Below are 25458 nucleotides of genomic sequence, written 5' to 3'. Positions count from 1 at the left end.
GGCCTTTGGCGCCCGCTCGACAGCCGCCCGGCAAACCCTAAAATGGCGGGTTCTACGCATCTCGAAACAGATCGCTAAGCGAACCAACCCACCGTCCATCCAAAAGGACCCCGCCATGAGCACGATTGTTGACATCCGCGGCCGCCAAATCCTCGATTCCCGCGGCAACCCGACCGTGGAGGTCGACGTCACCCTGTCGGACGGCACCACCGGCACCGCCGCCGTGCCGAGCGGCGCCAGCACCGGCGCCCACGAAGCCAACGAACTTCGCGACGGCGATAAGGGCAAGTGGGTCGGCAAGGGCGTCTCGAAGGCCGTTGCCAACGTCAACGACAAGATCGCCGACGAGCTGATCGGCATGGACGCGATGGACCAGATCGCGGTCGATCGCCGCATGATCGATCTCGACGGTACGCCGAACAAGAAGGAACTCGGCGCCAACGCGATCCTCGGCGTCTCGCTCGCAGTCGCCCACGCCGCGGCCCGCTACTGCGAGTTGCCGCTGTTCCGCTACCTCGGCGGTTCGAACGCCCGCGTCCTGCCGGCGCCGATGATGAACATCCTCAACGGCGGCCAGCATGCCGACAACTCGGTCGACGTCCAAGAGTTCATGGTGATGCCGCTCGGGTTCGACAACTTCAGCGAAGCTCTTCGCTGCGGCGTCGAGATCTTCCACAACCTGAAAAAGGTGCTCCACGATAAGAAGCTGAACACCTCCGTCGGCGATGAAGGCGGCTTCGCTCCCGATCTGGCTGCCAACGGCGATGCGTTCGGCATCATCCTGAGCGCCATCGAGAAGGCTGGCTACAAGCCGGGCGAGCAAGTCTGGCTCGCGCTCGACGTCGCCAGCACCGAATTCTACGACACGAAGAAGAAGGTCTACACGATCGACGGCAAGGAACTCGACTCGGCCGCCATGGTCGACCTGCTCGCCGGTTGGGCCGAGAAGTACCCGATCTGCTCGATCGAAGACGGCTGTGCCGAAGACGACTGGGCCGGTTGGAAGCTGCTGACCGAGAAGCTCGGCGACCGTTGCCAACTGGTCGGCGACGACCTGTTCGTCACCAACGTCGAGCGTCTTCAGAAGGGCATCGACGAAGGGATCGCGAACAGCATCCTGATCAAGGTGAACCAAATCGGCACGCTCACCGAGACGATCGACGCGATCAACCTCGCCCACCGCAACGGCTACTCGAGCATCTCGAGCCATCGCAGCGGCGAGACCGAAGACGCGACGATCGCCGACCTGGCCGTCGGTTTGGCCACCGGCCAGATCAAGACCGGCTCGGCAAGCCGCAGCGACCGGATGGCGAAGTACAACCAGCTGCTCCGCATCGAAGAGATGCTGGGCGATGGCGCCATCTACGGCGGTCCGCTGTTCAAGAAGAAGTAGTCCTGCTTCACCGCTGAATCACGGAGGGTCGATGCGTGAAGCCATCAAAGTGCTGAGCGTCGTGGTGCTTGCCATCGCGGTGATCGTTACCGCTTTGGCGTGGATCGATGATCGACCTAATCAAACGACGTGGCTGCTGCGGACGATTCCCATCGCCGTGGCCGTCGCGTCGGTGATCGTGTTTTTGTCGATGCATTTTAAGAAGGATTTAGCCCCCGATCTGCTGCATCGGAATTTCGGCGGTTACTTCGAACGTGATGGATTTTGCTTCGTGGTTTTCCCAGATGCGGAGGATGGTCGTTGCATCCTCCGCATCTTTTTTCAAAATCGGTTCGAGCGTGAGTGCGAGGCGAGGATTGCCCTACGGCCATCGAAACTTGTTGGCTTCAAAGGTCCGCCAATTCTTAAGATTGCCGTCGCATGTCCAGGGGCTGCGTTCGGCGTTGTGGAGCGGGCCGTCGCTCTGCCGGAGGAACTGCAAGGACGACTCGTCAGCTTGGACGTCGGCGCAGATACGACCTATCCGCACGGCAAGGGGGCGATGGTCCGTTTCAGAGATGCACTCGTGCTGCGCAGCGACGTCAACTTCGTGGACAATTTCGCAACGGCGACGTCAATCGTGGGACTGGTCACCGGTAGGATCACCTTTCACCGTCCCGCGCATGTGAAGGCGAGGATGCCTCGCGACGTCGCGACGCTGCTGGCCGATGACGAGCAGCAGCGAATGGAGATTCTCTGGCAGCCCGGTTCTCCCGCTGCCGAGGCCGTGGCGACCGGCCCCGCCAATCTGAGCTGACCCGCTGCTCAATCAACATCCAAGGCGATCTTCGCGTGAACGCATCAAGCAAGCCGCCGATCACGGATTCGCCATGGCTGTGGTTCTCGCTGTTCACGGCCGTGGGCTTGGCGGCGCTGCTCGCCACCGGCGGCAAGTTCGGCAAGCGGCAGGCGAGCATTGAGAACAAGTACCAAGCCCGCACGGCGATTGCGAGCGGATCGCTGGAGATCAAGGCAGACGGCGACGGCGAGAAGCGGGCCGTGGGCACGCCGAACTATTCGACGCCCGACAACCCGGTGATTCCGATCTGGCCGCTGGAGATCTTGCTGGCGGTGATGTTCACCGGCTCGCTCACCATGCTGTTACGTGAGCGATTTCGTCGATTGAATAATGGACAGGATAACAGGATGTCATAGATCGACAGGACAAGGCGATGCGACGCTTAGATAACATCCTGTCGATCGAATCAATCTTGTGATCCTGTCCAGTCTTCCTCAAAAGTCTTCGCCATTGCGTAGCGCCTCGGCAAAGTTGCCCCCTTCGCTCAGCACCTGCTGGGCGAGCATTTTGCGAATGTGATCGCCGCCGATGCCGTTCTGGTCGAACGCTTGCAGGTAGTAGTAGAAGTCGAGCCGTACCACTTGCTCTTCCTCAGGATGCGTCGCATTCCATCGGCGGACGAAGTACTCGGCCATGGGTTGCCGGTAGGGCGTGCAATTGTCGGAGCAGATCCGCAGGTGGAGTTTCCGCCAGCGATGGTTGGCGAACTGCCGCGATGAGAGCGCGGGCTTGTGGTCAAGGATCTCGCTGCCGCCGCTGAGCAGATCGACCGACTCGCCATTCTTCAGACGTGCCTGATACACGAACCAGCGGTCTTCACGCGGCGGCCGGCCGAAGACGCCCCAGTTTTGCCGCAAGTTCGTCAAATGAGCAGCAGCCCGCATTCCCCAGTCGAATTTGTTCATCGATCGAGGCGAAATCTCGCTGGTGACGTTCCAGTAGATTGTCACGAAGAGCAGCGCCAGCACGCCGGCCGAACCGGCCCAACGAAGTTTTCCTCGCGTCGGTAAAGCCTGAGCGGCGCAATCGACCGGAGCCAGTGAATCGAGGCGGAATCTGCTCCAACGATTCCAAAAATCGCTGGGCAGCATCCCCATCCACACGGCAATCGCCGCGTACGAAAACAGACCGACCGTCATCGTCACGGCAATGCCGACGTGCAGCAGCACGAAGCCGATGATCGCAATCATCCGCAGCCGAGTCGTTTGCCAGGGGATGAACAGTAGCAACGGCCCAAGAAGTTCAAACCAGACCGTCGCCCGGCTGAAGAATAGCGTCAGGGCAGGGTAGTCGCTCAGCGCCGCCCCCAGCGGCAGGCCATAGAGCCCAAACTTAAATACATTCCCCAGGGCATCTTCCTGCAGCCAAGCATCGTTCCACTTCGCCCACCCCGCGAACCAATAAACGAGTGCTAACTGCACGATAAGCGCAAATGCCGCCGCCGAGAAAAACGGATTTCGGTAACGACTCAACAATGAAGCGTCAGGCGAGCCTGAGGGTTTATCCCTCTGGTCTTTACCCCTACGGTACGAATCCAACGACCAAACCGCCCCCAGAGGCAAGAACATCCCCCAAAACAACGCCACCCGCAGCAGCGTATCGCCCGCATTCAGCACCAGCGGCATCCGCACCTGCACCGACGACAGCAGAATCCACGAACCAACCACCGCCAACCGCGTTTGCCAGCCAACAAGCAGCGCGACCGCCAGCAGGGCCGCAATCACAAACAGCGTCGCCTGCCACGCGTCGGAACCGCTCAATAGATGCAGCGACCAAGCCGGAACCCGTTGCAGGCTGCGCACCATCTCCACGGGCGCCATGCCGCTGGAGGAATACATCGCGCCGAAGTCGCTGAACCGGATCGCCAAGTCGGTGAGTACGACGCTGGCGAGGCCAACGCGCATGACGGCGAGCGACCGGAGGTCGAGACTAAAGACGTCGCGGAAGGCTTCGCGTGCTGCTCGCATCGTAACTTCATTCTATTCGGTTGCCGGCAGTTTGATTTTGCGGCAGCGTCCGTTTCGGGACGAAAGATGTGGCGGCGGCTGGCCAATCGTCCTATCATCGGTAAGGGCCGCACGATGCGACGAATGAATGCGATCGCACCGTCCGCTGCGGCGAGGAATCAGGAGGCGAGGCGATGACGTTCTTCACCGAAAACGAGTTGGGAATCGCGGTTATTGGCGGGCTGGCGATTACGTTGACGCTGATCTTTTTCATGACGCGGCGGAGCGGCGAATCGCTGGGCGCGTTCGCGGCGGCCGTCGGGGCTACGATCGGGTTGCTGGCGATCGAATGGTTTGTTCAGACCGACCGCGAGCAAGTTGCCGCCGCCGTCCATGGCATTTATGCCGCGATCGACCGGAATGACGTCGACGGCGTTTTGGCGCTGATCGACCCTGGTGCTACTCAGATTCGCGCTGATGCCCAGGCGGTCATGCCGCAGTACAAGGTGGAGAGCGCCGGCAGCGGTCGGAACATCGAAGTCACGTTGAATGAAGCGGCCAGCCCGATGACGGCAACGTCCTCGTCGAGGGCGTTTGTCAATGGAACTCACGCTCAGGCTGGTCACATTCCCTACGTCAACCAACGAGTTGACCTCGAATGGGTGAAAAGCGGCGACGGCTGGTTGGTGACAGGCTACACCGCGTACCACGACGGCAAACCAATCAACGTTCGCGCGAGTGTCAACGCGAATCGTCCGGTGCCGTGAATCGAGAGAGCTGAACCGCGCTGTTCGTTTGTGGGAGTTGGCTCCGACCCCGCTGCCGCGCTCCACTCCCGCAATTTTGCGGTCGGCGGTACGTCATCGGCGTCGGAGACGCCTCCCACAGAACCGTCACGGTAACCATCCTCAATCGTGATGCCCGCCGCCATGGTGGCCGCCGTTGCCGAAATCTTGAGCTGGCGTGTCGTAGTAAAACTCACGATTCGGCGTGCGGTACTGCGGTTCGCGGTAGCCGTCGGCGCCATCGGGGTCGAGCCGGCCAGCATCCGGCACGCCATAGCCCGGGCCGTACCCGTAGCCATACCCAGCGCCGCCGGGACCAGCCCACGGCGGCACGCCGCCCGGACCATAACCTCCGCCTCCGCCCGGTCCATACCCGCCGCCGCCGTAACCCCCGCCGGCATAGCCACCGCCTCCGTAACCGCCAGCGCCGCGGTATCCCCCGCCGCCGCCAAACCAGCCGCCGTATCCCGGGATGTACATCTGGCTCTGGCCGCCGGCGATCGTTGAACCGCGCCACGCGTCATGAAAACGTTCCCACTCGGCGTCCATCCCGCCGCGGCCGTTGCCGAAGCTGGTAACGCGATAGATCGTATCGACCGAGCCGTCGCCGCCGCGGAGGATGATCCGATTGCGCGAGTAACCGCTCGTCACTTGGCGCGGATCGCCCAGCGGTTCAATCGGCGGCTTCATCGCGTATTGTGCGACGCGAGCCCCAGTGGCCGGATCATGGGTGAACCGGCTCGGCATGAAGATCCAGCTATCTTGCGCGGGCGGGCATGCGGGTGGCGCTGGCGGCGTCCGCAACGGCGTCACGGCACAGTTGTCGGGAGCGGCCGCATCAGCGCGGTTGAACAACATCACGGCGAGCACCGCCGCGGCGAGGATCAACTTCCACGCGAATGTGGGAATGCCGAACAGTGAATTGGAGTCGGAGCGATTCATGGCACGTCAAGGAAGCGAAGTCTTGGGGGACGAGGCGTTCGCTTCCGTGCGGCTTGTAGGAGAAGGCTGCCGGCTTTCAGCGTCGGCGGCTGCCAGACCTTGGTGCATTCGCGGCGTGCGAGCACCCGTCTGGCAAGGCAGCCGGCGGCCAAGAGCCGATAGCCCCCTCCCAGTTCTCTCCGTATCTCTCTCACTCCATGCTAATCAGCGCGGAGCGTTGTTCAGAAAAGCGTTATTCCGACAGTCCGTCGGTTGGCGAGACGCCGCCAAAGCCAGCGGCCCGTTCGCGTAGATCGAGCGGATTGCCGGCGTCGTCGCGGCCACCCTCGGGTTCGCCGGGGGCGGGTTCAGCGGCCGGTGCCGCTGCGGCGGGGGCAGTTGCAGGATCGGCCGGAGGCGGGCTGATTTGAGTGGTCGGCGGGACGTAGGCTGGTTCTTCTGGTTCGAGGCTGCCGCCGAGTTGTGCGATGGCTTGTTGCGGCGTCGTACCGGCTGCCACTTTCGAACGCGGGCTGCCCGGGACGAGGCGAATCTGCAGGCCGATTTCGCCTTGTTCCGGCACGTAGCAATACTCTTCATCCTCCGGAATCTTCGGCAGTGGTTGCCCGTTGAGCGCGAGAGCGACGACGTCCTTCATGAACGATTCTTGCGTCTTGGGGAACTCGAAGTCGTGTTGCGGATTATAGAGCTGATTCGCATGATCGATGGCGACGATCATCATTTCATGCTTCGCATAGAAGCCGGCGGCGGCAGTCGTGCCGAGGCCAAAAGCATTCGTTCCCTCAGCCTGGCGACGTGAACGGCGGCCCTGGATTGGATCATGCGAATTGAACTTTCGCGGAATGTCGGTGACGGGAGTTTCGTCCTCCGGCATCTCCTCGCCGGGAACGCCGGCAACGATCGGCTTCGGCTTTTCGACCGGAGCTTGAGCCGCCGGCGGCGCCGCCGGTCCAGTCGGCAGAGCAGGGGCGCCGCCGCAGCCTAGCGAGGCGGCGAAGGCGAGAGCGACGGCGGAGCGATAAGTCGAGGCGTTCATGCCAATACTCCTGAAATGTCCTGAATGTGTCTGCCTGGGGAGGCGTGATTTGTGTCGATCGAACTAGGCGGTCGTTTGATTTCCAGCGTTCGCCGCGAATTGCCAGCGTCGCATCTCGGCCAGCTTGTCGCGGCGAGTGAGGTCAAAGTCGAGCGGCGTCAGCGTAATGTTTCCAGCACGAAGTTCAGCCAGGTCGGTTTCCGCGTCGTTCGCCGGCGCCGGTTGTTTGCCCGTGGCCCAGTAGTAGGGGCGACCGCGGGGATCGTCGCGGCGCTCGTAGCTTTCGCCCCAGGGGGCGATGCACATCGGCGTCACGCGAACTTCCGACGGCCGGTTCAAGGCCGCGAGCGGAATGTTCAGGTTGTAAAGTTGTGGTTCCGGTCCCTTTTGGGCGAGGATTTGCGAAATGATCGGCACCGCCAGTTGGGCCGCGATGTCGTAACGAGCTTGCTCGTCCCACTCCAGCGAGACGGCGACGCTGGTGACGCCGAAAAAGGCGCCTTCGATCGCCGCCGACACCGTGCCGGAGTACAGGACGTTGATTCCCGCATTCAGTCCGCTGTTGATCCCGCTAACCACGAGCTGCGGGCGAGCCGAGCACAACTCGGAGATCGCCAGCTTCACGCAATCGGCGGGACTTCCTTCGACCGCCCACCCTCGCTGCCGCGTCCCGTCGTAAGCTTCGCGGGCCATCAGCGGCGTGCGGTAGGTGATCGCGTGGCCGACGCCGCTCTGTTCGGTCAGAGGGGCGGCGACCTCGACGGAGCCGATCTTTCGCAACTCGTGTTCCAGGGCCGCCAAGCCCGGTGCATAGATGCCGTCGTCGTTCGTAAGCAGAATCTGCATGCCGTAAACCGCGGTGAAATAGGGCGTTACTTCGCTGGCCGTTAAAATCACTATAAGCGTTCGCGTTGCGGAGAAGCAACGTGGCGTGGCAAGGAGGCAACAGTAGCCGCGGGTCAACGACCCGCCGGAGCGAATACAAATGGGGAATGCTGAATCGGGAATGGGGGAGGGGAAGGCCTTTCCCCATTCCCCATTCGGCATTCAAGTCACCGCTCCGGCGGCTCGTTGAGCCGCGGCTACCAGGAAACCCAGGCGCCTAGACCTTCCCCGCCCGCAGGCCCTACAATCACTGGTTTTCCCGAAAGCCAACGGCGAGATTCATGACGACCGCCTCTCCCAGCTCCGTCGAACCGCGAGGAGGCGCTGCCGGGCAGCGCGTGCTCGTTCTCGATTTCGGTTCGCAGTACGCCCAACTGATCGCCCGCCGCGTCCGCGAGCAGAACGTCTACTGCGAGATCGTGCGGCATAGCATCACCGCCGAGCGGGTGCGGGAACTGGCGCCGATCGGCATCATCCTGTCTGGCGGTCCGTCGAGCGTGTACGCCAAAGGGGCGCCCCTCTGCGATCCGAAGCTGTTCGAGCTCGGCATCCCGGTGCTCGGCATCTGCTACGGCATGCAGTTGATGTGTCAGGCCCTTGGCGGGAAAGTCGACAGCGCCCCCGCCCGCGAGTATGGTCGCGCCGAGTGCGACATCGTCGAAGCCGACGGCCTGTTCGCTGGCGTCCCGAAGCAGACGCAAGTGTGGATGAGCCACGGCGACCAAGTGGCCGGCATTTCGAACGATTTCACGCCGCTCGCCAAGACCTCGACCTGTCCCTACGCCGCGGTGAAGCACAAGCGGCTGCCGTTCTTCGGCCTGCAGTTCCACCCCGAAGTTACCCACACGCCCGAAGGCTCGACGGTCCTCCGCAACTTCCTCCACGGGGCGTGCGGCGCCGAAGGAACTTGGAAGCTCGGCGACTTCGCGGCCGAGACGATCGAGCGGATTCGCCAAGAAGTCGGCAACGACCGCGTCATCTGCGGCCTCTCCGGCGGCGTCGATTCGTCGGTGGTGGCGGCAATGCTCGCTAAGGCGATCGGTCCGCAGCTTTCCTGCATCCTTGTCGACAACGGCTTGCTGCGTCAGGCCGAGGAAGAGGCGGTCGTCGCCGAGTTCACGCAACACTTCAAGACCGACCTCCATGTGGTGAAGGGCGAAGAGCGCTTCCTCTCTGCCTTGGCTGGCATCACCGACCCGCAAGAAAAGCGTCGCCGCATCGGCCACACGTTCATCGACTGCTTCGTCGACGAAGCGAAGAAGATCAAAGGCGCCAAGTTCCTCGCTCAGGGCACACTCTATCCCGACGTCATCGAAAGCGGCGCCGCCCCCGATGGCCCGGCCGATACCATCAAGCTCCACCACAACGTCGGCGGCTTGCCGGCGGAGCTCGGGTTCGAGCTGATCGAACCGCTCCGCGATCTGTTCAAGGACGAAGTCCGCCGTCTGGGCCTGCAACTCGGCCTGCCGGAAGAAATCGTCTGGCGGCATCCATTCCCCGGCCCGGGCCTCGCGGTCCGCTGCCTCGGCGAAGTCACCCGCGAAAAGCTCGACACGCTGCGGGCGGCCGACGCGATTGTCGTCGGCGAAATTAAGGCGGCCGGCCTCTACCGCGGCACGTCGCAAGCCTTCGCGGTGCTGCTGCCGGTGCAAAGCGTCGGCGTCATGGGCGACAGCCGCACCTACGACAATGCTCTGGCCGTGCGGTGCGTGAACACCGACGACTTCATGACCGCCGACTGGAGCCACCTGCCGTACGAAGTGCTGGCACGAATCTCGACGCGGGTCATTAATGAAGTGAAGGGCGTGAACCGCGTGGTGTACGACATCAGCTCGAAGCCGCCGGCGACGATCGAGTGGGAGTAGAGGAGGGCGTTTTTCGGGTTTGAAGTGCGGAAAAGCCGGAAATCAGGGTTCGGACTGGTCGCTTAAGCGACCAGTCCGGTAGATTTTCCGTTATGAGCGACTTCAAGCCTATTCGAAAGAGTTCCTCCTCTTCGGTTGAGCACTTCAAAGGCCGCCACCGTTTCGAACACTGGTACATCGACAATCAGGTCTACTTTCTCACCGCCCGCTGCCGCGACCGCCGTCCCGTTTTCGCCACCGAGCAGGCAAAAGCGATCTTCTGGGACCGCTTCGACCATTACGCCGCGAAGTACGGCTTCGTCCCGTGGATCACGAGCCTCCTCGACAACCACTACCACACGCTTGGCTATCTGCGCATCGGCAAGAATCTCGGCCCGATGATGCAGCGCATTCGCGGCTCGGTGGCAAAGCTCGTGAACGACACGCTCCCGGAACGCCGCGTTCCATTTTGGAGCGAAGAGGGGCACCGCGATTACTTCGACGGCGCCATTCGCGATGAGAAGCAATGCCGGCGGGCGTACAAGTACACGCTACAGCAAGCGGTGCGGCATGGCATTGCGGCGGATTGGGGGGACTATCCGCACACGAGAGTAGCGATCGATCTCGACCGTGGCGTTAAGCGGGCGCTGGAGTTAAAAGCCTTCCTCGAAGGCGTCCCCTACAAGCGGTACCAAAACCGGAAGCCTCGTTAGCGCTTCAATAATGCTTCGGCCTAGAGGCCGCATTGGACTGGTCGCTTAAGCGACCAGTCCGAACCCTCGTTTGACTGCGCCTTCCCAAGCCCCCTGTCACCCCACCAGCGCATCGACTGTCATCACCCCCAGCATGACGGCCCCGACCGCAAACTTCCCCACCGTCCCCCACAGCCGCCCCGCGAACGCCCCGCGCGCCACCGCCATGCTCTCGCTATGCGGCCGCTCGATCGATTTCTCGCCCAGGTAGGCGCCGGCGAACGCCCCCAGCGATCCCCCCAGCAGCGCCGCAATCACCGACCCGATGATCGGCACCGGCAGCCCCAGCATCGCTCCGCCGATGCTCCCCGCCATCCCGCCGATCAGCGAGAAGATGATCGACCGCCGGCTCGCCCCCTGTTTGGCGGCGCCAGCAGCCCCGGCGAAGAATTCGATCACCTCGCCCAGCACCGCCAGACCCGCCATGATACCGACGGTCGTCCAGCCGATGCCGTGCCCGTCGATGTCCGACGCCAGCCAGGCGAACAGCGCCGCCATGCCCAGCAAGATCCAGTTGCCCGGCAGGCTAAACAGGTTCGTCAGCCAGCAAAGGCCGCCGCAGCAGATCAGCAAGATCGCCAGAGTGTAGTAAAGCCAGGGATTCACGGCGCCTGCACTTCGGGGAGAGAGATTGGTAAAATCACATCCTGCGCGGCCAACCGCGCGGCGTGAGCGATTGTACCCATTCATTCGCTCCGCCGCGGCCCGTCTTGGCTGGCAGTCCTCCGAACATCGCTCCCGCCCGCGGCGCGTCTGCCGCCAGAGTCGCACACCACCTCCCCACACAAACGAAACAGTCGCTTCGCATGGGTCAGAAATTCATCTACCAAATCTCGAATCTCACGAAGAAGATTGGCCAGCGCGAGATTCTCAAAGAGGTCTATCTGGCGTTCTACCCGGGCGCCAAGATTGGCGTGCTTGGTCGCAACGGCGCCGGCAAAAGCACCCTGCTGCGGATCATGGCGGGGATCGACAAGGAGTACGACGGCGAGGCGAAGCTGACCGAAGGCTTCACCGTCGGCATGCTGACGCAAGAACCGCACTTGAACCCTGAAAAGGACGTTCGCGGCAACATCGACGAGGCGGTGGCCGGCACGCTGGCGCTGCTGAAGGAATTCGAGGAGATCGGCGACAAGTACGCCGAAGTCGCCGACGATCCCGACGCGATGGAAAAGTTGATGAACCGTCAGGCGGTGCTGCAAGACAAGATCGAAGCCTGCAACGCCTGGGAACTCGATCGGCAGATCGAAATCGCGATGGACGCGATGAATCTCCCGCCCGGCGACGCCGACGTGACGAAGCTCTCCGGCGGCGAGAAGCGCCGCGTCGCCCTCTGCAAGCTGCTGCTCGAACATCCGGACTTGCTGCTACTCGACGAACCGACGAACCATCTCGACGCGGAGAGCGTCGCATGGCTCGAACGCCACTTGGCCGACTACACCGGTACGATCGTCGCCGTGACCCACGATCGTTACTTCCTCGACAACGTCGCCGGCTGGATTCTCGAAATCGAATATGGCCGCGGCTTGCCGTTCGAGGGGAACTACACCTCGTGGCTCGAGCAAAAGGCCAAGCGGCTGAAGCTTGAAGAGAAGCAAGAATCGGCCCGCCAACGCGCGCTGGCGAAGGAACTCGAGTGGATCCGCATGGCGCCGAAGGCTCGCCAAGCCAAGAGCAAGGCCCGCGTGAACGCTTACGAGAAGATGGTCGCCGAGCAGATCGAGCAGAAGGTCGAAGAACTCGAAATCCAAATCCCGCCTGGCAAGCGGTTGGGCGATCGCGTCGTCGACGCCGTCAACCTCGGCAAGTCGTACGGCGACCGCGTGATTTTCGAGAACGTCAACTTCAAGCTGCCTGCGGGCGGAATCGTCGGGATCATCGGCGCGAACGGCGCCGGCAAGACGACGATGCTCCGCATGCTCATGGGACAGGAGAAGCCCGACACCGGCGAACTGATCATCGGCGAAACGGTGGAACTCGGCTACGTCGACCAGTCGCGCGACGATCTCGACCCGAACAAAACTGTCTACGAGGAAATCTCCGGCGGCCTCGACAACCTGCAGATGGGCAAAGTGACGATGAACTCGCGGGCTTACGTCTCGCGGTTCAACTTCACGAAGACCGACCAGCAGAAAAAGGTCGGCGTCCTCTCCGGCGGCGAGCGCAACCGCGTTCACTTGGCGAAGCTGCTCCGCAAAGGAACGAACGTCCTGCTGCTCGACGAACCGACGAACGACCTCGACGTCGACACGCTGCGATCGCTTGAAGAGGCCGTGGCGAACTTCGTCGGCTGCGCCGTGGTCGTGAGCCACGATCGCTGGTTCCTCGACCGCCTCGCAACGCACATTCTGGCGTTCGAGGGCGACGGTTACGTCCACTGGTGCGAAGGCAACTTCCAGATTTACGAATCGCAACGCCGTGAGCGCCTCGGCGTCGACGCCGACTCGCCCCACCGTTTCAAGTACAAGAAGCTGCAACAGGGCTAAGCCGCCGTTTCACCCAGTTCATCCCCCTTGAGCCCCCGGTTCTTCAAACCGGGGGCCGGAGCGCATAAACCCCATGAGCATCATCCGCGTCGGTTCCACGCAAAAGTTCTCCGACAACTGGGAGAACATCTTCAGCGGCAAGAAGGCGAAGCCAGCCGAAAAGGCGACCGCCAAGAAGGTCAAGAAGAAAGCCGCCAAGCCGAAGGCGGCGAAGAAGAAAGCCAAAGGCTAGCGGCAACGAAAGTCCGTTCGGCCCTATGCTCTCGCCCGCAAGGCGTGAGCATGCGTGGCCTAAGGATGTTGAGATGGTGCTCTCCAAATACGGCAGCATCGCATTGTTCCGCGATGCGAATGCAGCGATGTCCGAGCTTCGCGTCGTCATGCTCGACGCCAGCAGCTTAGAGGACGCCGCTCAAAAAGCGCTTGAGCTGATGGAGAAGTACGCAGCCGACTGCGACATGCAGTTCGACGGCGTTAACGTCTACGAATGCGACATGGACTCGCTCAAGGAAGAAGGCGAGATTTTTTCCATGACGTGGGAGAGCGACTCCGATTTCGACCGTCAGTTGGAGCATCGAATCGTCGGAGATTAGCGGCTGACTGCAGAGGGGGCCAAGCCGCTGCAGCATGGAGACGCTCCTTGACGACATGCCGCAAGCTTCGCGGCATGAGAGCAAAACGTTGTCTTATCTAATTTCTATCGCCGTTTTCGTCATAGCGGCGCTTGCCGTCGGTCCGAGCGTCTTACGCATGCACCGCCGTACGAAGGTGGTTTGGAGTCGAGCCGAACTGCGAATGAGAGGTCGCGAACGCCTTTCCTCGCAGGAATTTGCTGGTAAATTCTTTGCGCCTTCCCAACGCGATGCGGCGACAAAAGCCCACGAATTCCTTGGGGAGGAGTTGCTCGTTGACGTCGGGCGAATCCGCCCTGACGATAGGATTTACGTCGATCTCGGGTTAGGCGCCGTCGACTGCCTCGATGGTCCGTTCTTCGCTCGCCGCGTGGAGGTTGCGTTCGCCGCAGACTTGAGAACGATCCTGCGCGACGAAAACCTCACCGTGCGGCAGCTAATTGAGGCAGTTGCGCCCGATTCTACGCCCGCCCCAAAAACGCCCCCGTCCGCGTGTCGACCTTAATCGACTCGCCCTGCTTGAGATATTCCGGCACCTGCACAAAGAAGCCCGTCGAGAGCTTCGCCGGCTTATTGCGAGAAGTCGCCGAGTTGCCCTTGATGCCCGGATCGCACTCGATGATCTCTAGCGTCACCGCTGCCGGTAGTTGCAGGCCGACGCACTGGTCGTTGTAGATCAGGGCGAGCATCCCTTCGAGCGATTCGGTCACATACTGCATCTCGTCGGCAATGTCGGCGAGGGGCAAGGCGTACTGCTCGTAGTTCTCCGCGTCGAGCAAGTGGACCTGCTCGACGTCGCTGTACATCAGCGTGACGGCCCGCTTTTCGAAGTCGGCGTCGGCGAGATTATCGGTTCCCTTGCAGACAAGGTCGACCTTTTGCTTCGTTACCAAGTTGCGGGCGCGGAACTTGTAGAGCGTCGTGCCGCCGCGAGCCGATGGCGATTGAACCATGATGGTTTCGATAATGATTGGCGCGTCATCATGTTTGACAATTCCGCCTGGCTTGAGATCTTTTGCGAGCATAATAAAAGCCACCCGGCTTTGCCGGTGGACGAATTAATTTGGAGTGAGTGTTTGACTTCTAGCCCCTGGCTCCGCCAGGGGGTCGGTTCCCATTCCGATAAGCGTCGCCTTACGCGGCGCGACCCCCCCGGCGGAGCCGGGGGCTAGGGAAGCGGAACGCTTTAGTTTATGGGCGCCGTTTGCCACCGCAAGTCGGGCTGAAAGCGCAACCCACGTGTTAGACGATTTCGCCGGAGGCGGGGTCGAAGATGATCCCCTTCGTCAGCCCCTGCAGGGCGTCGACCACCGTCAGCAGGCAGGTTGGGTCGAACACTTCCATCGCCGCTTCCATGTCGACTTCGTCGTCGTCGCCAAACTCGGCGTCATCCCAGGACAACTCCGATGCAAACTCGGCGACTTCCGCCTCGCGGGTGACCGGCTTCGGCTGCGAACCGGCGCCACCCTTCGGCACGCGCTCGAAGTGGGCCACGTCGAGCCGGGCATCGGCCGAGACGATCGCTTGCAACTGCTTCGGCGTCATCTTCGACTGCAGTTCCTTCGCCCACTGCATATTCTGTTCGGCGATCGTGTCGCCCATCTCGAAGCTCACCTCGACGGCGGCGTTGTCCTCGGGCGATTCAATGAGCACCGAGGCGAACAGCCCGTCTTCGTCGGCCAAGAGATTCTCAAGCCGCAATCGCGGGTTGGCCTCGGTGAGCGCGCGTTCCACTTGCGTGAGCGTCGGCCGCCGCTTGGCCGGGAACAAGATGAAGTAGGTTTCCAGCCAGAGGAGTTCATCTCCCTTGCCGCTTGATTGTTTTGCCATCGCTCTTCTCCTGCTGACGTTCCTTTGCCCAGGGCGTCGTTACCAGGGCCCGGGTTTACCAGGGCTCTTCGTCCCCTTCTTCCTCGGGGCCGGGGTCGCCTTGCCACGCCTCGATTTGGGCGAGCATCTTGTCGCGTTCTTCCGGCTTCGCCCACACCGATTCATCTTGCTCCAGGCGAATCTCGTAGAAGCCTTCACGCTGGCATTCTTCATCGCCGCAAAAGTGGGGCACTGCCGCGATCCACATGACGCGGTAGAGGGGAACGAACTTATCGTCGATCTGACAAAAGATGGACATGAACAACCCTTACGCTTTTCCTAACTCAATTGAACGATTCGTAGCCGCCTCGACCGCCGCTTGGATCGCGGCGGCTCCGTCGCGTGCAGCAAGCGCGTTGAGCCCGGCGAGCGTCGTGCCGTTAGGGCTCGTCACATGGCTCCGCAACTCGGCGGGCGAGAGCCCCGTTTGCGATACCATCGCCGCGGCGCCTGCGGCCGTTTGCGTGGCGAGTTCCAGCGCCAATTCCGGCGACAACCCGCCAGCCACGCCGCCCGCGGCCATCGCCTCGATCACGGTGTAAATGAACGCCGGGCCCGAGCCGCTTAGGCCCGTCACCGCGTCAAGCAGCGGCTCTTCGACTTCGTACGACTTGCCAACGCTCTCCAGCAGCCGTTCGACGGTCGCCGCATCGTCGGCGGTGGCGGTCGTGTCGAGCGCGAACGCGCTGGCGCCGAGTCCAATCAGGCAGGGCGTGTTCGGCATCACGCGAATGATGCGCGTGCCGGCCGGCAGTTGCTCGGCCAGCCGTTGGAGCGTCACGCCCGCGGCGATCGATACCAGCAGGTGCCGCGGCTCGACGTGCGGTTTGATGCCCGCCAGCACGCCCGACATCATCTGCGGCTTCACGGCGAGGACGACCGTATCGCAGGCGGCGAGAATCGCGGCGTTGTCGGCGGTAACTTGGGCGCCTTCCAACTGACTAGCGAACTTCGTGCGCGACTCTTCGTGCGGATCGCTCGCTAGCACTTGCTTGGCGGCGACCAAATTTACCTCGACGCACCCGCGTGCTAGTGCAGTCGCCATGCGGCCGGCGCCGATAAAACCTATGTTTTTCATGCAGTGTGGCGGATGACGCAGCTCGTCGCTGCCGACGAAGCGTGAATTACGAAGGATGGGGGCGGAAGCGGGCCGATTTCTACGGCATTCGCCACGCTTTCCGACGGACTTATCAACGAGATCGCAGAGGCCATCGTAGGCCAATTGGGCGGGGGGGACAATCGCCCGATCGCCTCCCTTTCCTAACCGCCCTGGAACAATTCCAGGGAATTTGGAACACTTCGCCGCCGCTCGCTGGCGTCTCCGCTCGGAGACCGCGCCGCAGGCCTAGCGTCACACTCAATTTCGAGTCGAGAATTCAAGGAACCACGACATGAACGTCGCACGACTTCTGCTGTGGATTGGCATCACGGCGGCCATCGCCGCACCCCGGTTGGCCGTCGCTCAAGAAGCGCCGGCCCAACAGCAAGCCGACGACATCACTCCGACCGAGGAGTCGGCGAGCCCATGGGGTTGGATGAAAATGCCAACCATGACCATGCCGAAAATCAGCTGGCCCAAAATGCCGGCTGATCCGCTGGCCCCCATCAAGTCGAGCGCCAAAAAGGTGAGCGACGGCGGCAAGAAGGCCTGGGAAGGGACCAAGGAAATCTTCACCGGCGGCAAATCGGACGAGCAGCCGGCCACTCGCGTCGCCGATGCGAGCGCTTCGCCCTCGTGGTGGGAACGCATGACCGGCGGCGGCGAGAAAAAGCAAGAACCTGAAGGCCCCGCCACGATCAACGAGTGGATGGCCCAAAAACGCGTCGAGTAGTTCCGATGCAGCGAACTCCTCCAGCGAGCCGGGGCGTCCTCGCCCCCGGCGCACTCTTTTCAAGCTCAAGATCGCCTCGTCGCCGTCCAGAGGTCCCAAGATGCAACGCCTGCAGTTCAACGCCGCCCGCTTTTATCGCACCGCGGTAAGCTGCGGCCTGCTGGCCGCGAGCTGCGCGTTCATCGGCTGCCAAAGCATCGCCCCCAAGGGCCTCGGCAGCCTCACCGCCCACCAACGCGACCAAAAGGCGATCAAGCAGGCGAAGAACGATCCGTTCCCCTCGCCCAGCGACGTCGGCCTCGGCGAACGGTCGAAGACTTTCTGAGCCGGCCGATAGACGGCGCTCCTGCGGCAGCGGCATAATCACGGGCAGACGATTTGCCCGTAATCCTCCGTCGCGGCGCCTGCCATGAAGTTCGAGCCCCATCTGCCGCAGCTCCCCTCGCTGAGCGAGCTGCTGGAACACCCCCGCGTCAAAGGCGCCGTCGAACGGATCAATCGTTCGACCGTCGCACAACGGGCTACCGGGTTCCTTGACGAACTCCGCGCCACCGTCGCTGATCGCGCTGGCCGCCTCGAAGTCCCGTCGGTTGGCCACCTGGCTGAACGCCTCGTCCGCCGTCTGCTCGGCGAACCGGCCGGCGGCGGACTCGCGATCAACGCCACCGGCGTCGTCATCGGCGCAGGCGACCTGTCGCCACCGCTCGCCGACGCTGCGGCGCAAGCGATGCTGCAACTTGCCGGCGAATTCCACCACCAGGGGGGAGCGTTGCCTCACGCCGCCCAGCGCGAGCTGGCCCAACTCGTCGGCGCCGAGGCGGCGCTCGTCGTCAGCAGCTTCGAAGCGGCGCTCACGCTCGCCGTCGCTTGCAGCACCGGCGGCCGCGACGCGCTACTTGTCGGCGGGATCGATCAAGCCGCCATCGGCATTGATTGGCGCGGCATCGCTGCTCGCAATGGCGTCGTTCTTCGCAACGTCGCCGACGCTGGCACGCTCGCCGGAGTCGACCCCGCTCCCGCCGTCTTTTTGCGGACGCCCGACTCTGAACCGTGGCTCACGATCGAAGCCGCGGCCGCCGCTGCCAAACGCTTCAGCGCCCCGTTCATCGACGTCGCCCCGTTTGCGGGCGTAATCAATCCGCAAGCGCACGGCCTCGCCCCGGTCGAGACGATTGCCGAACGCCTCGCCGCTGGCGCCGATTTGGTTGTCATCGACGGCGGCGGCCTGCTCGGCGGCCCCTCATGCGGGTTGCTTATCGGTAAACGCAGCCTTATCGACGCGGCCGCCGCTCATCCGCTCAGTCAACTCGCTGCGGCGAACTCGCTCATCGCGGTTGCGCTCCACACGACGATTCACGCCTACCGCGACGACCCGCAGCAGGCCATCTTCAGCATCCCGGTCTGGCAGCTCCTCTCGGCGCCGATCGCCAATCTGCAACAGCGGGCCGAACGCCTGGCTGCGCTCATCGCCGCCCTGCCAAACATCGAGTCGGCAACTGCCGCGTCGATCGAGTCAACCTGGCTCCGTCTGGGCGAAGTCGAACGCCGCGACGCCGATTGGATCATCGACGTCCGCCCCCGCGACAAATCGGCCGCGAAGGTCGTCGCCGAACTCGCCGCCGCGTCGCAACCGATCGTCGCCGCCGAAGCCGACGGCGCCGTGCGGCTCCACCTTCGCTCGCTCTTCCCGCGGTCGGATCAGCGGCTGGTCGCCGAACTCGAACGCTGTACCGCGTGACGAGCTGTCTGGTTCGTAACGACTGATTGCGGAAAACGGATCAGAATCGCGTGGCGCCGCTGGCACGCGTGCCCAGCCGGGGCCGATTCTCCCCGGCGTTTGCGACGACCCGCAAGGCCCGCACAGCCTGTAAAACCTGCGCGATTACAGCGATCTTGCCGCCACTGGAGGGCCCCGTTACGATGCCCCATAGATTCCGCAACTGGTTGCCGCGTAAGGGGCATCGCACCGTTCAGCCCCCTTTTCGGTCCCGCCAAGAGTCGCGGACGGAGAGCCCCCTCTCCACCCTTTCCTGAGCCTCGTGCCGGCGCTGGCCGATCCACTTCGCTCCTGATCGCGTAGAGGGATAGCATAGCCGCTGCTACCTGCACAAATTCTCGTTTACTTGAAGAGGCACATACACATGTTTCGATCAGCCATGAAGGGCGCCGGAGCGAAGACGCGCCGGAGATTGCTGGGACTCGCTCTCGTCGGCGTGGCAACGTCGACCCTCGTCGCGCCGCTCGCGACGGCTCGTCCGACCGATCCGGACGCGCGTGAGAAGATCAAGCAGAAGAACATCACGATGTTCGTCTCGGGTCTGATCGGCAAGCGTCACATGGCCCAGCTCGGAGTCGACGACGAAATCTCCCGCCGCGCGCTGGAGATGTACTTCAAGACGCTCGACCCGATGAAGCTCTACTTCTTCCAGAGCGACATCGACCAATTTGCTCCCGAGTCGACCAAGATCGACGACTACATCAAAGCCGGCGACGTCACCCTCGCCAAGAAGATCTTTGATCTCTTCCTGACTCGCGTCGCCGAGCGGACGGCCGTTGCCCAAAAGCTGGTCGACGCCCCGCACGATTTCACCGTCGACGAATCGATGGAACGCGACCCCGAAAAGCTGTCGTGGTTCAAGACCAAGGAAGAAGCCGACGAACGTTGGCGCAAGCGGGTGAAGTACGACCTGCTTCTCCAAACTACCGACAAAGAAACGCCCGCCGACCAAACGCTCGATCGCCTCCATAAGCGTTATCGCAGCATCGACAAGCGTTGGGATCAAACGAGCAACGACGAACTGCTCGAAATGTTCCTCACCGCGGTGACGATGAGCTTCGATCCCCACAGCAGTTACATGTCGCCGGAGAATCTCGAGAACTTCTCGATTCAGATGCGGCTGGAGCTCGACGGCATCGGCGCGTCGCTCGAATCGAAATACGGCGAAACCGTCGTTCGCCACATCGTTCCTGGCGGCGCTGCCGACAAAGACGGCCGCATCAAGGTCGACGACGTCATCACCGGCGTCGCCCAGGGTCCTGATGGCGAGATGATCGACATCACCGACATGAAGCTCAACGACGTCGTGATGAAGATCCGCGGCAAACCGGGGAGCGTCGTTCGCCTCGAAGTGAAGAAGGCCGGCGGCGCCGAGCTCGCCAATTACGACATCACTCGCGCTCGCATCGAACTGAAGGACAGCGAAGCCCGCAGCGCCGTCGTCGAACGCGGCCCGAAGGGCGAAGTCGTGAAGGCCGCGGAAGGTTCGTCGCTGAAGGTCGCCGACGATCCGAACGCCGCCACCGGCAACGTCATCGAGCAGAAGAGCGCTGACGGCACGGTGTTCCGCATCGGCGTCGTCAACTTGCCGAGCTTCTACATGGACATGGAAGGCCGCCGTAACGGCCGCGAGGACTACAAGAGCGCCGTCCGTGACGTTCGCCGACTCCTCGAAGAACTGAAGCAACAAAAGGTCGACATGATCGTGATGGACCTCCGCTTCAACGGCGGCGGTTCGCTTCCCGAGTCGGTCGAAATGACCGGCCTGTTCATCGACCAAGGTCCCGTCGTGCAGGTGAAGGGTCCCGATGGCCGCGTGATCCCGCACGACGACGACAAGCCAGGCGCCGTTTGGGATGGCCCGCTGATGGTCGTGATCAACAAGTTCAGCGCCAGTGCCAGCGAGATCTTCGCCGGAGCGATCCAAGACTACGGTCGCGGCATCGTCGTCGGCGACAAGGCGACGCACGGCAAGGGCACGGTTCAGGAACTTGAAGAACTCGGCCGCTACGTCAACCAGTTCGCTCCGCCGAACTACGGCGCCCTGAAGATGACGATCCAACAGTTCTACCGCCCCGGCGGCGACAGCACGCAAAACCGCGGCGTCGTCTCCGACGTCGAACTGCCCTCGCAGACCACCCACTGGCCGGTCGGCGAATCGGATCTCGACTACGCGTTGAAGTTCGACAGCGTGCTGCCCCGGCCGCACGAGAACTATCCGAACGCCTCGCCGAAAACCCTCGACGAACTCCGCAACCGCTCGACCGCCCGCGTCGAGAAGAGCAAGGACTTCGACAAGGTGAAGAAGCAAATCGCTCGCTACCTGGAACGGAAGGACGAACCCCTCACGCTCAACAAGGAAAAGTTCATCGCTGAACGCGACGAGCTGAATACCGAAAAGGAGCAGGAGGAAATGTTCGACGACCTGGCGGCAGGCGACAAGCCAGTCTTCCCGCAGAACTTCTATAACGACGAGCTGATCGCGATCGCTCTCGATTATCTAGAACTGCTGGGCGACGGCCGCTTGGCTGCTCGCTAAGCAACGAGCCGGTTGTTAGTTTTCAAAAGGACCGCGAACGAGCCATCGTCCGCGGTCTTTTTTTGCGCATAGTAGCCGCGGGTCAACGACCCTCCGGAGCGTCACGTAAACTGGTTTCGACCGCATCGGACGGGTGGCATGCTTTCGCCCCCAAAGGCGTAGGCATGCTGAACCCAAATTCGAGGCGACGCGCCGCTACCATGTCGACGCTCCGCGACGACATGCCGCCCGCCCGCTTCTTCCGGCTGGCAGATCGCTGGCTTGGTCGCGTACCAGAATAGTTTGACTTTTGGTGCGCCATCTTCTAAATTCGCACTTAGCTGTCCGTGGGGGGAACAACACGGGAGCTAGAGGCATGAGATACAATCTTTTCTCGACGACTTCTTCGTCAACTGCGCCAGTTTGGTCGCGATTAAGCCATATAAGGTTATGGCTCATCCCAGTCATCTTCGCAGCGACGCTTTGCGCGACTTTAGGCGATCTCAAAGCGCAGCCGTACAAGTTCACTCGCATCGCGGACACCGCATCCGGCTATCAATGGCCTGTAACTCCTGCCATTACCAACTCGGGAAGCGTGGTGTTCAAAGCGAAAATGTCAGACGGTAACGTGGGGATTTTTCGTAGCAGCGGCGATGGCGTCGAGACCCTCGTTAACGGCAGTGGCGTCTTTGATGATATCGGCGAGTTTGCAACCAACGACTCTGGCCATGTAGTGTTTACTGGCCGGAATGCTTCGGCATACGGCGTCTACAAGTTCGTGAATGGGATAGTCAGCTTAGTTGCGGATGAATCGGGAGGGATGAGCCTGTTCCGCGGAGTTACGATTAATGATTCGGGCGAAGTGGCCTTCGTCGCTCAGGTTGCGAATGGATTCGGCATTTTCACTGGTCCCGACGTGACGACCGATCGAGTAGCCCGCGATAACGGCATTACATTGCATCCTTGGTATTCATTTCCAGAGATGGATGATGACGGTTCGATTGTATTTCGCGCTAGGAGGAGTCAACCTTCGCGCACCTTCGGCGTTTTTCGCGCGTCGGGCGACTCGGTTGATCTGATCGCACCAATGCCGGGAGAGGCTAACGAAGATATTGCGATTGGAACCGATGGCAATGTGCTGACGCTTTCGAAAGACGAATTGGGTGTTGAGAGCATACTCAGTCATCGCAGCGGAGTTGTCCAAACAATAGTAGACAATTCGGGAGAGTTTTTGGTTCTTCGGTCGCCTCAGATGAACGCCAAAGGCCAGGTTGTGTTCCAAGCTCAACTAGATAACCACGCGAGAGGAATCTTCATGGGGCCGAATCCGACTACGGATAAGGTGATACTCTCCGGTGACTCACTCTTCGGCGGAGTCGTCGACTATTTTCAACTTGGCAGCGGCTTCAACGACGCCGAACAGGTTGCTTTTTCCTACGTTCTAACGAACGGAGTAAGCGGAATCGCACTAGCGACACCTGTGCCAGAGCCTTGCGCGGCAGCCCATTCGGCGTTTCTCTTCATGTTGATTGCATGGCGGCGATGCGTGGCGCGCCCTAATCTTCGATCATGCAAGCTTGACGGCTTTTGAACACTTGGATATCGCCGGAGTGTTCAATTCCTTCACAAAGCCAGCGAGTTTGCTAACATCCACTAATCGCCGCCCCATTAAAAAGCGGCCGATCGCGCTTGCCAAACGTGAGGAGGATCTCGCCATGACGACGTTACTACTCGCCGTGTGGATGATTTGGCCCGGAGCCGCCGCCGCTCCCCCCACGCAAAGTCCCACGGCCACCGTGCTCGGCCCGAAGAACTACTGCGACGGCGACGTCATCGAGATCACCGACGTCCGCTCCACGTCCCCCCGGCTGGAGCAAGGCGATTCGATCACCGTCCGCGGCCGCTACCGATTGGACAGCCACGCCGACGCTCAACTGGCGCTCTACCTCACTCAGACGGAAGGCGACGGCCACGAAGAAACCGAGCGGACGCAAACGATAAACGTCAAACAAGGCTCCGGCGAGTTCGAACTAAAAATCACCATCAAACACCGCGGCGCCCTCCATCTCTCCTACTACAACCTCAAGAGCGGCAAACCCTTCGGCGGCGTCTACTTTGGTACCGCCGAACAGATGGAGCGCATCAAAAGCTGGGAACTCGGCCCATACGCGGTCAATGATTAGCAACGGCTGTTTGGGTTCGATGGGTTAATCGAACAGGTGCCACTGCTGGCTTGTCCAGCAGTGCGAAGCGCGTACCAGGAGACCACTGCTGGGCGAGCCAGCAGCGGCACGCATTCCACTGCTCCACTTGCCTAGCACTTCGGACTGGTCGCTTAATCGACCAGTCCAATGCGACCTCCATCCCAGATTCGCTCGCGCTTGGCGAACTCAGGCATGGGTGGCCGAAAATAGCAAATTGTCGACGCCCGCTCGATTCGCTAACGTGAATCAAAGAGAGTGCCGCGTTGCCCCATGCCTGCAGGCGTAGCCTGCGGACCGACCCGCAAGCAAGGGCACGCCGTGCGATTAGTCTTTCGTCAAAGGGGATCGCTTAGGGGCGTTTTGTGAGAGGAGCAACGCTTCATGTCGCGTTCCAAGATAATGTCGCCGCGACAGTCGTCGCCGCAACTCACGTACGTGAAATCACTTATGCTTAATGTCGCCAGAAATGAAAATGCGACACAACGCGACCAACTCACGACAGGCAGGTTTGTGTCGTTCACTTCGCTCGTTGCAATTCCAGTCCCTAAAGCAAGTTAGGAGTTCTGTCGCCAAAAACGCGATTCGCGACAAAATGCGACGCGACAAAGTGGGAGGAGCTTAAGAAGATTTTGACAGGATCACAGGATCACAGGATCACGCAGGTTAACAGGATAGGACGTCGGGTTGAGCGTCCCTATAGCTTTCATCCAGTCGATCCGCGAAATCCTGCAATCCTGTCGAAAAAATAAACAGGCGTCACGTCAGTTCGATTTCCAACCCGTCGAACGCCAGTTCGACTCCCGCCGGCAACTCGGCGTTCATCGTCGCGTGATCAAAATAATGCGACAAGTGCGTCAGCAACATTCGCCGCGGCTGCAACTCGCGCCACACGCCGAGCGCTTCGTCGAGGCCAAAGTGGGTTGCGTGCGGTTCGCGTCGCAGGCAGTCGAGGATGAGGACGTCGAGGCCGCGCAACCGTTCCATGCTCTCAGCCGGGATCGCGTTGACGTCGGTGCAATAAGCGACGTTGCCGATCCGAAAACCGAGCACCGGCACCCACGGCCCATGTTGCAACCTTACCGGCGTGATCGTCGCCCCAAGGACGTTGAAGGGTTCCAGCCCGATGGTTTGCATCGTGAGTTGTGGAATCGCCCCGGCATGCAATCGCTCGGGCGATTGAAACGCATAATCAAACGACTTGCGAATCCGCGCTTCGACCGGCGGCTCGCAGTAGAGCGGCACTGGCCCGCCCAAATAAAACTGCATCAACCGCAGGTCGTCGAGGCCGAAAATGTGGTCGGCATGCTCATGGGTATACGCGACGGCGTGAACGAGCCCGATCCGCTCGCGCAGCAATTGATGCCGCAGATCGGGCGGCGTGTCGATCAACAGATTCCCTTCGGGAAGGCCGATCGCGAGTCCGCAACGCGTACGGTTGTTCCGCGGATCGCTGCTCGTACAAACGTCGCAGTCGCAGCCAATCGCCGGCACGCCGACGCTGGTTCCCGTGCCGAGAAACACCAGGCGTCCGGAAATATCTCGGCTGGCAGGCTGACGCGACACGGCGGCGGGAACTCACAAGGTGCGGGGGCGAGGCGGGATGTCCCCAAAGTCTAACAGCCGATCCCCCCGGAGAAAATCACGGCAGGCACGTCAAAATACTTAACCGCCAAGGACGCCAAGAGCGCCAAGGAAATTACGGGGAATTATTGAACCACG

General features: G+C 61.7%; 25 protein-coding genes. 15 read left to right on the top strand and 10 right to left on the bottom strand.

Annotated features, from left to right (window positions below; translation table 11 throughout):
* Positions 1–115 precede the first annotated feature (115 nt).
* Genes eno through ACQY7R_RS13515 form a run of 3 tightly spaced genes read left to right on the top strand, consistent with a single transcriptional unit; the run spans position 116 to position 2587 of the window.
* Complete coding sequence (eno, locus tag ACQY7R_RS13525; protein WP_428306122.1) at positions 116–1393, top strand: phosphopyruvate hydratase; 1278 nt, start codon at positions 116–118, stop codon at positions 1391–1393.
* Between the two features lie 31 nt (positions 1394–1424).
* On the top strand, positions 1425–2189 hold the full coding sequence (locus ACQY7R_RS13520; RefSeq protein ID WP_428306121.1) for a hypothetical protein: 765 nt from the start codon (positions 1425–1427) through the stop codon (positions 2187–2189).
* Positions 2190–2224: 35 nt separating this feature from the next.
* A complete protein-coding gene (locus ACQY7R_RS13515) occupies positions 2225–2587 on the top strand; it encodes a hypothetical protein (RefSeq protein WP_428306120.1) in 363 nt (120 codons plus the stop codon).
* Positions 2588–2665: 78 nt separating this feature from the next.
* Here the strand turns inward: ACQY7R_RS13515 and ACQY7R_RS13510 are convergent, their stop codons facing one another.
* Positions 2666–4198 carry an HTTM domain-containing protein gene (locus tag ACQY7R_RS13510; RefSeq protein WP_428306119.1) on the bottom strand — a complete coding sequence of 511 codons (1533 nt, stop codon included), beginning with the start codon at positions 4196–4198 and terminating at the stop codon, positions 2666–2668.
* Positions 4199–4371: 173 nt separating this feature from the next.
* On the opposite strand from ACQY7R_RS13510, the gene ACQY7R_RS13505 reads away from it, so the two are divergent.
* Complete coding sequence (locus ACQY7R_RS13505) at positions 4372–4944, top strand: hypothetical protein (RefSeq protein ID WP_428306118.1); 573 nt, start codon at positions 4372–4374, stop codon at positions 4942–4944.
* A 141-nt stretch (positions 4945–5085) separates the two neighbouring features.
* On the opposite strand, the gene ACQY7R_RS13500 is transcribed toward ACQY7R_RS13505, so the two are convergent.
* The 3 genes from ACQY7R_RS13500 to surE all read right to left on the bottom strand — a co-directional run bounded on the left by ACQY7R_RS13500 (position 5086) and on the right by surE (position 7786).
* Positions 5086–5904 carry a hypothetical protein gene (locus tag ACQY7R_RS13500; RefSeq protein ID WP_428306117.1) on the bottom strand — a complete coding sequence of 273 codons (819 nt, stop codon included), beginning with the start codon at positions 5902–5904 and terminating at the stop codon, positions 5086–5088.
* A 232-nt stretch (positions 5905–6136) separates the two neighbouring features.
* Positions 6137–6940, bottom strand: a complete 804-nt coding sequence (locus tag ACQY7R_RS13495) for a hypothetical protein (RefSeq protein WP_428306116.1) — start codon at positions 6938–6940, stop codon at positions 6137–6139.
* Between the two features lie 63 nt (positions 6941–7003).
* Positions 7004–7786: a 5'/3'-nucleotidase SurE gene (gene surE / locus ACQY7R_RS13490; protein ID WP_428308898.1), complete on the bottom strand. Its 783-nt coding sequence runs from the start codon at positions 7784–7786 to the stop codon at positions 7004–7006.
* Positions 7787–8106: 320 nt separating this feature from the next.
* Here surE and guaA point away from each other — a divergent pair, with 320 nt between their 5' ends.
* A complete protein-coding gene (gene guaA, locus ACQY7R_RS13485) occupies positions 8107–9690 on the top strand; it encodes a glutamine-hydrolyzing GMP synthase (RefSeq protein WP_428306115.1) in 1584 nt (527 codons plus the stop codon).
* Between the two features lie 92 nt (positions 9691–9782).
* The gene (locus tag ACQY7R_RS13480; RefSeq protein WP_428306114.1) at positions 9783–10382 is read left to right on the top strand and encodes a transposase; all 600 of its coding nucleotides are present in this window, start codon (positions 9783–9785) and stop codon (positions 10380–10382) included.
* Between the two features lie 96 nt (positions 10383–10478).
* Here ACQY7R_RS13480 and ACQY7R_RS13475 read toward each other — a convergent pair whose 3' ends face one another.
* A complete protein-coding gene (locus tag ACQY7R_RS13475) occupies positions 10479–11027 on the bottom strand; it encodes a DUF456 domain-containing protein (RefSeq protein WP_428306113.1) in 549 nt (182 codons plus the stop codon).
* 200 nt (positions 11028–11227) lie between these two features.
* On the opposite strand from ACQY7R_RS13475, the gene ettA reads away from it, so the two are divergent.
* From ettA to ACQY7R_RS13460, 3 genes are all read left to right on the top strand, one after another.
* A complete protein-coding gene (ettA, locus tag ACQY7R_RS13470) occupies positions 11228–12907 on the top strand; it encodes an energy-dependent translational throttle protein EttA (protein ID WP_428306112.1) in 1680 nt (559 codons plus the stop codon).
* A gap of 73 nt (positions 12908–12980) precedes the next feature.
* Positions 12981–13139 carry a hypothetical protein gene (locus ACQY7R_RS13465; RefSeq protein WP_428306111.1) on the top strand — a complete coding sequence of 53 codons (159 nt, stop codon included), beginning with the start codon at positions 12981–12983 and terminating at the stop codon, positions 13137–13139.
* A gap of 73 nt (positions 13140–13212) precedes the next feature.
* Positions 13213–13500 (top strand): hypothetical protein, encoded by a 288-nt coding sequence (locus ACQY7R_RS13460; protein WP_428306110.1) that lies wholly within the window; start codon positions 13213–13215, stop codon positions 13498–13500.
* Positions 13501–14000: 500 nt separating this feature from the next.
* Here ACQY7R_RS13460 and ACQY7R_RS13455 read toward each other — a convergent pair whose 3' ends face one another.
* The 4 genes from ACQY7R_RS13455 to proC form a co-directional block, all read right to left on the bottom strand.
* Positions 14001–14564, bottom strand: coding sequence for an elongation factor P (locus tag ACQY7R_RS13455; RefSeq protein ID WP_428306109.1), 564 nt, complete (start codon positions 14562–14564; stop codon positions 14001–14003).
* Positions 14565–14781: 217 nt separating this feature from the next.
* Positions 14782–15369 carry a hypothetical protein gene (locus ACQY7R_RS13450; RefSeq protein WP_428306108.1) on the bottom strand — a complete coding sequence of 196 codons (588 nt, stop codon included), beginning with the start codon at positions 15367–15369 and terminating at the stop codon, positions 14782–14784.
* Positions 15370–15424: 55 nt separating this feature from the next.
* Positions 15425–15667 (bottom strand): hypothetical protein, encoded by a 243-nt coding sequence (locus ACQY7R_RS13445; RefSeq protein WP_428306107.1) that lies wholly within the window; start codon positions 15665–15667, stop codon positions 15425–15427.
* A gap of 9 nt (positions 15668–15676) precedes the next feature.
* Positions 15677–16486, bottom strand: a complete 810-nt coding sequence (gene proC, locus ACQY7R_RS13440) for a pyrroline-5-carboxylate reductase (protein WP_428306106.1) — start codon at positions 16484–16486, stop codon at positions 15677–15679.
* 313 nt (positions 16487–16799) lie between these two features.
* Here proC and ACQY7R_RS13435 point away from each other — a divergent pair, with 313 nt between their 5' ends.
* The 6 genes from ACQY7R_RS13435 to ACQY7R_RS13410 all read left to right on the top strand — a co-directional run bounded on the left by ACQY7R_RS13435 (position 16800) and on the right by ACQY7R_RS13410 (position 23718).
* Positions 16800–17240, top strand: coding sequence for a hypothetical protein (locus ACQY7R_RS13435; RefSeq protein WP_428306105.1), 441 nt, complete (start codon positions 16800–16802; stop codon positions 17238–17240).
* A gap of 100 nt (positions 17241–17340) precedes the next feature.
* Complete coding sequence (locus tag ACQY7R_RS13430) at positions 17341–17565, top strand: hypothetical protein (protein ID WP_428306104.1); 225 nt, start codon at positions 17341–17343, stop codon at positions 17563–17565.
* 84 nt (positions 17566–17649) lie between these two features.
* On the top strand, positions 17650–18978 hold the full coding sequence (locus ACQY7R_RS13425) for a hypothetical protein (protein WP_428306103.1): 1329 nt from the start codon (positions 17650–17652) through the stop codon (positions 18976–18978).
* Positions 18979–19381: 403 nt separating this feature from the next.
* The gene (locus ACQY7R_RS13420; protein WP_428306102.1) at positions 19382–21556 is read left to right on the top strand and encodes a carboxy terminal-processing peptidase; all 2175 of its coding nucleotides are present in this window, start codon (positions 19382–19384) and stop codon (positions 21554–21556) included.
* Positions 21557–21911: 355 nt separating this feature from the next.
* Entirely contained in the window at positions 21912–23126 is a 1215-nt protein-coding gene (locus ACQY7R_RS13415) for a choice-of-anchor tandem repeat NxxGxxAF-containing protein (RefSeq protein ID WP_428306101.1), read from the top strand.
* A gap of 124 nt (positions 23127–23250) precedes the next feature.
* Entirely contained in the window at positions 23251–23718 is a 468-nt protein-coding gene (locus ACQY7R_RS13410; protein WP_428306100.1) for a hypothetical protein, read from the top strand.
* A 777-nt stretch (positions 23719–24495) separates the two neighbouring features.
* On the opposite strand, the gene ACQY7R_RS13405 is transcribed toward ACQY7R_RS13410, so the two are convergent.
* Positions 24496–25302, bottom strand: coding sequence for an MBL fold metallo-hydrolase (locus ACQY7R_RS13405; protein ID WP_428306099.1), 807 nt, complete (start codon positions 25300–25302; stop codon positions 24496–24498).
* Positions 25303–25458: the final 156 nt, after the last annotated feature.

This window comes from Lacipirellula sp., assembly GCF_965279485.1.
Lineage (GTDB): Bacteria > Planctomycetota > Planctomycetia > Pirellulales > Lacipirellulaceae > Lacipirellula.
This window is presented reverse-complemented; position numbering and strand designations above follow the sequence as displayed.

What these genes read in the sequence shown, in the direction of transcription:
- eno (WP_428306122.1), top strand. Translation starts at nt 116, where the DNA reads ATGAGCACGATTGTTGACATCCGCGGCCGCCAAATCCTCGATTCCCGC.
- ACQY7R_RS13520 (WP_428306121.1), top strand. Translation starts at nt 1,425, where the DNA reads ATGCGTGAAGCCATCAAAGTGCTGAGCGTCGTGGTGCTTGCCATCGCG.
- ACQY7R_RS13510 (WP_428306119.1), bottom strand. Translation starts at nt 4,198, where the DNA reads ATGCGAGCAGCACGCGAAGCCTTCCGCGACGTCTTTAGTCTCGACCTC.
- ACQY7R_RS13505 (WP_428306118.1), top strand. Translation starts at nt 4,372, where the DNA reads ATGACGTTCTTCACCGAAAACGAGTTGGGAATCGCGGTTATTGGCGGG.
- ACQY7R_RS13500 (WP_428306117.1), bottom strand. Translation starts at nt 5,904, where the DNA reads ATGAATCGCTCCGACTCCAATTCACTGTTCGGCATTCCCACATTCGCG.
- ACQY7R_RS13495 (WP_428306116.1), bottom strand. Translation starts at nt 6,940, where the DNA reads ATGAACGCCTCGACTTATCGCTCCGCCGTCGCTCTCGCCTTCGCCGCC.
- surE (WP_428308898.1), bottom strand. Translation starts at nt 7,786, where the DNA reads ATGCAGATTCTGCTTACGAACGACGACGGCATCTATGCACCGGGCTTG.
- guaA (WP_428306115.1), top strand. Translation starts at nt 8,107, where the DNA reads ATGACGACCGCCTCTCCCAGCTCCGTCGAACCGCGAGGAGGCGCTGCC.
- ACQY7R_RS13480 (WP_428306114.1), top strand. Translation starts at nt 9,783, where the DNA reads ATGAGCGACTTCAAGCCTATTCGAAAGAGTTCCTCCTCTTCGGTTGAG.
- ettA (WP_428306112.1), top strand. Translation starts at nt 11,228, where the DNA reads ATGGGTCAGAAATTCATCTACCAAATCTCGAATCTCACGAAGAAGATT.
- ACQY7R_RS13465 (WP_428306111.1), top strand. Translation starts at nt 12,981, where the DNA reads ATGAGCATCATCCGCGTCGGTTCCACGCAAAAGTTCTCCGACAACTGG.
- ACQY7R_RS13460 (WP_428306110.1), top strand. Translation starts at nt 13,213, where the DNA reads ATGGTGCTCTCCAAATACGGCAGCATCGCATTGTTCCGCGATGCGAAT.
- ACQY7R_RS13455 (WP_428306109.1), bottom strand. Translation starts at nt 14,564, where the DNA reads ATGCTCGCAAAAGATCTCAAGCCAGGCGGAATTGTCAAACATGATGAC.
- ACQY7R_RS13450 (WP_428306108.1), bottom strand. Translation starts at nt 15,369, where the DNA reads ATGGCAAAACAATCAAGCGGCAAGGGAGATGAACTCCTCTGGCTGGAA.
- ACQY7R_RS13445 (WP_428306107.1), bottom strand. Translation starts at nt 15,667, where the DNA reads ATGTCCATCTTTTGTCAGATCGACGATAAGTTCGTTCCCCTCTACCGC.
- proC (WP_428306106.1), bottom strand. Translation starts at nt 16,486, where the DNA reads ATGAAAAACATAGGTTTTATCGGCGCCGGCCGCATGGCGACTGCACTA.
- ACQY7R_RS13435 (WP_428306105.1), top strand. Translation starts at nt 16,800, where the DNA reads ATGAACGTCGCACGACTTCTGCTGTGGATTGGCATCACGGCGGCCATC.
- ACQY7R_RS13430 (WP_428306104.1), top strand. Translation starts at nt 17,341, where the DNA reads ATGCAACGCCTGCAGTTCAACGCCGCCCGCTTTTATCGCACCGCGGTA.
- ACQY7R_RS13425 (WP_428306103.1), top strand. Translation starts at nt 17,650, where the DNA reads ATGAAGTTCGAGCCCCATCTGCCGCAGCTCCCCTCGCTGAGCGAGCTG.
- ACQY7R_RS13420 (WP_428306102.1), top strand. Translation starts at nt 19,382, where the DNA reads ATGTTTCGATCAGCCATGAAGGGCGCCGGAGCGAAGACGCGCCGGAGA.
- ACQY7R_RS13415 (WP_428306101.1), top strand. Translation starts at nt 21,912, where the DNA reads ATGAGATACAATCTTTTCTCGACGACTTCTTCGTCAACTGCGCCAGTT.
- ACQY7R_RS13410 (WP_428306100.1), top strand. Translation starts at nt 23,251, where the DNA reads ATGACGACGTTACTACTCGCCGTGTGGATGATTTGGCCCGGAGCCGCC.